Source organism: Kocuria himachalensis, assembly GCF_054784195.1.
Genome location: NZ_BAAGPL010000055.1, coordinates 1 through 2,787 on the forward strand (window position 1 = coordinate 1; position 2,787 = coordinate 2,787).

4 protein-coding genes are annotated in these 2,787 nt (G+C 67.3%); 2 read left to right on the forward strand and 2 right to left on the reverse strand.

What is annotated here, in order from left to right; all coding sequences use genetic code 11:
- Positions 1-436: CHAD domain-containing protein (locus ACYVM4_RS18455; RefSeq protein ID WP_460669494.1), on the forward strand; the 436-nt coding region annotated here is incomplete at its 5' end.
- A 13-nt stretch (positions 437-449) separates the two neighbouring features.
- Here ACYVM4_RS18455 and ACYVM4_RS18460 read toward each other — a convergent pair.
- Positions 450-836: a hypothetical protein gene (locus tag ACYVM4_RS18460; RefSeq protein WP_460669495.1), complete on the reverse strand. Its 387-nt coding sequence runs from the start codon at positions 834-836 to the stop codon at positions 450-452.
- A gap of 247 nt (positions 837-1,083) precedes the next feature.
- Here ACYVM4_RS18460 and ppk2 point away from each other — a divergent pair, with 247 nt between their 5' ends.
- Positions 1,084-2,019, forward strand: a complete 936-nt coding sequence (ppk2, locus tag ACYVM4_RS18465) for a polyphosphate kinase 2 (RefSeq protein ID WP_460669496.1) — start codon at positions 1,084-1,086, stop codon at positions 2,017-2,019.
- 131 nt (positions 2,020-2,150) lie between these two features.
- Here the strand turns inward: ppk2 and ACYVM4_RS18470 are convergent, their stop codons facing one another.
- The gene (locus ACYVM4_RS18470) at positions 2,151-2,276 is read right to left on the reverse strand and encodes a hypothetical protein (protein ID WP_460669497.1); all 126 of its coding nucleotides are present in this window, start codon (positions 2,274-2,276) and stop codon (positions 2,151-2,153) included.
- Positions 2,277-2,787 lie beyond the last annotated feature (511 nt).

The following is a 2,787-nucleotide window of genomic DNA, read 5'->3' on the forward strand; positions in this document are numbered from 1 at the left end:
CGCGAACAAGCTGGTGCGCCGAGCTCTGCGCAAGGTCCAACGCGTCGGGGACCACGGGCTGGCGGCTGAAGACTCTGGTGCGGAGACGGATCTGGCCCACCGGTTGGAGCACCTGCACGAGGTGCGCAAGGACGTCAAACGGGTCCGCTACGTGAGCGCGGTGCTCAAACGCTCCGGATTCACCCCCGGCAAGAGGGTCCGGCACGCGGCCGCTGATGCCAAGGCCCACCAGGAGGCGCTGGGCGAGATCATGGACGCCGGAGTCGTGGAGGGCTGGCTGGCCCGCACCGCCGACGCCTACCGGGGTACCGGCGAGGACCGCTACGCGGTAGGGGTGCTGCACGGGGCGGAGCTGGCCGCGGTGCGCACCGGGGTCACCACCGGCCACGAGGTCGTGGCCGAGCTCATGACCCAGCTGCGCCAGGACCTCACCTGACCACCGCGGCGTCTCAGCGGTCACGGTCGGTGAGGCTCACCTGGAAGGTCAGGGCCACGGGGTCGTGGCGAACACCGGACAGCACGGCCAGGTCAGGCCCGTAGAGATTGCCCACGACCTGGTGGCAGGTACGGTCACCCAGCAACGGGCCCGCGGTACCCAGTCGTCGGCCCGCACTATCGGTGACCTCGGCCAGATACAGCCCGTCCTCCACGTCATCGCAGATCAACAGCAAGGACGCCGCGCACGGATGGCGGGTGCGCACCCGCAGGATCAACTCCTCCAGGGCAGCGATCGTCAGCTCGTGCCGGGCCCCTAGATACGCCCGGCGGGCGGCCTCGAATCCCGGGTGGGTCGTGGTCGGGCCTTGAGCACCAGCAGGAGCCGCCTGATCCCTCATATCCCCGAGCTTACCCATGGCCCACGGCCTCAAAACTTGGTGACCCAACGAGGCCGGCCACCCAGCGAAGTTCTGGATGCCGTGCCTTCCCAGTGCGACTCCTCCGGCGCCAGCGGTGAAAACCATGGGAGGCCGTAGCACGGCACTCCGGTGCTTTGCCGCCGGGCGCCTCCTCCGGTGTTTATCTACCGTCTACTTGCCCTGTCTACACTGCCGCGAAAGTTCCCCAGCGCGAGAAGGAGCAAAAATGTCAGAAGCCAGAAGGCTGTGGGTGCCCGAGGACCAGTGGTCGGGGCGGGAGAACCTGCGGGAGTTCATCGACCAGCTCACCGTCCAGGGCTACACGGTCCGGGACGGGCACTCCAATGATCCTGACCTCATTGATCCCGGGGGCTCGGCGGTGGAGACCTGGCGGGAGGACTACCCCTACGACGAGCTCCTGGACCGTGAGGCCTACGAGTTGGAGAAGTACCAGTTGCAGGTGGAGCTGCTGAAGTTCCAGTACTGGGGCCAGGACCACGACCTCCAGCACGTGATCGTGTTCGAGGGCCGCGACGCCGCCGGCAAGGGCGGCACGATCAAACGCTTCACCGAGCACCTCAACCCGCGCGCGGCCCGGGTCGTGGCCCTGACCAAGCCCTCGGACCGGGAGGCCGGGCAGTGGTACCTCCAGCGCTACATCGCCCACCTGCCCACCAATGGGGAGATCGTGATGTTCGACCGCTCCTGGTACAACCGGGCGGTGGTCGAACGCGTGATGGGCTTCTGCACCGAGGCGGAGTACCACCGGTTCATGGCCCAGGCCCCCGTGTTCGAGAAGATGCTGGTGGACTCCGGGATCCACCTGACCAAGTTCTGGTTCTCCGTCACCCGTCAAGAGCAGCGCACCCGGTTCGCGATCCGTCAGATCGACCCCGTGCGCCGTTGGAAGCTCTCCCCCAACGACCTGGCCTCCCTGGACCGGTGGGAGGACTACACCCAGGCCAAGGAGGAGATGTTCCTGGCCACCGACACCGACCACGCCCCCTGGATCACGGTGAAGTCCAACGACAAGAAACGCGCCCGGCTCAACGCGATGCGGTTCTTCCTGAACCAGTTCGACTACCAGGACAAGGACCCCACCGTGGTCTACGGTCCGGATCCGTTGATCGTGGCCCGCGGCCGGGACGCGGTCGGGGACTGAGCCCCGCCCCCGTCGTATCCCCGCTCAGCGATTAACCGGTTCCTGCCAGCAGCTCCGCACGTACAACAAGCCCGGCCGGTCCTCGCTGTAGAGGCCTCCGGCCGGGCTTGAGGACTGGCCTCATCAGATGGTCAGGCCCGGACGCCGGGTCTGCCCCAGGAGAAGGGACCCAGAGCCTCACCGGCGGGGCCGAGGTCTTCGAGCTCGGCGAGGGGCAGCAGGGCACCGGGGCTGTGCCCGTCAGCTTCACAACGCACGACCACCACCATGTTCAGCGAGCTCGGTTCGTACGGGGTTCCCAAAAGGATCTCCCCCGTCCGCAGATGCAGCCCCGGGCGCTCGGTTCGCATCCGGTAGCGAGACAACTGGGGAGCGCCACGTTGCGGGGCTGCACCGGTCGGACCCGCTTTGGGGGTGGGCAGCGGCGGAGCCGAGTAATCAGGGACAGTGCTGGAAGTGGATGTGGTCATGGGTGGATCCTCCTGGTGGTCGAGCGCACCCGAGCCCAGATGGACCGCGGTGCCGGTGGGAGAAGATCGACATCGTTGTCCACCTCCACCGTAGGGGCCGTTGCCACACCGCGCGGCAGGTTGGGCCCGTGATCCTCAACGCACCCGTGCGTCCATGACGAGGGCCAACGGTGTGGAGGGATCGTGATCTTGGTCCAGCGCATCGGGATAGACACGCCCCGCCCCCGTGCGCGGCTGAGGCCTGGTTCAGAATTCTGCAAACCGGTCGTGAATCACCGCCCGGGATGGGTGCGTTCTC

What these genes read in the sequence shown, in the direction of transcription:
- ACYVM4_RS18460 (WP_460669495.1), bottom strand. Translation starts at nt 836, where the DNA reads ATGAGGGATCAGGCGGCTCCTGCTGGTGCTCAAGGCCCGACCACGACC.
- ppk2 (WP_460669496.1), top strand. Translation starts at nt 1,084, where the DNA reads ATGTCAGAAGCCAGAAGGCTGTGGGTGCCCGAGGACCAGTGGTCGGGG.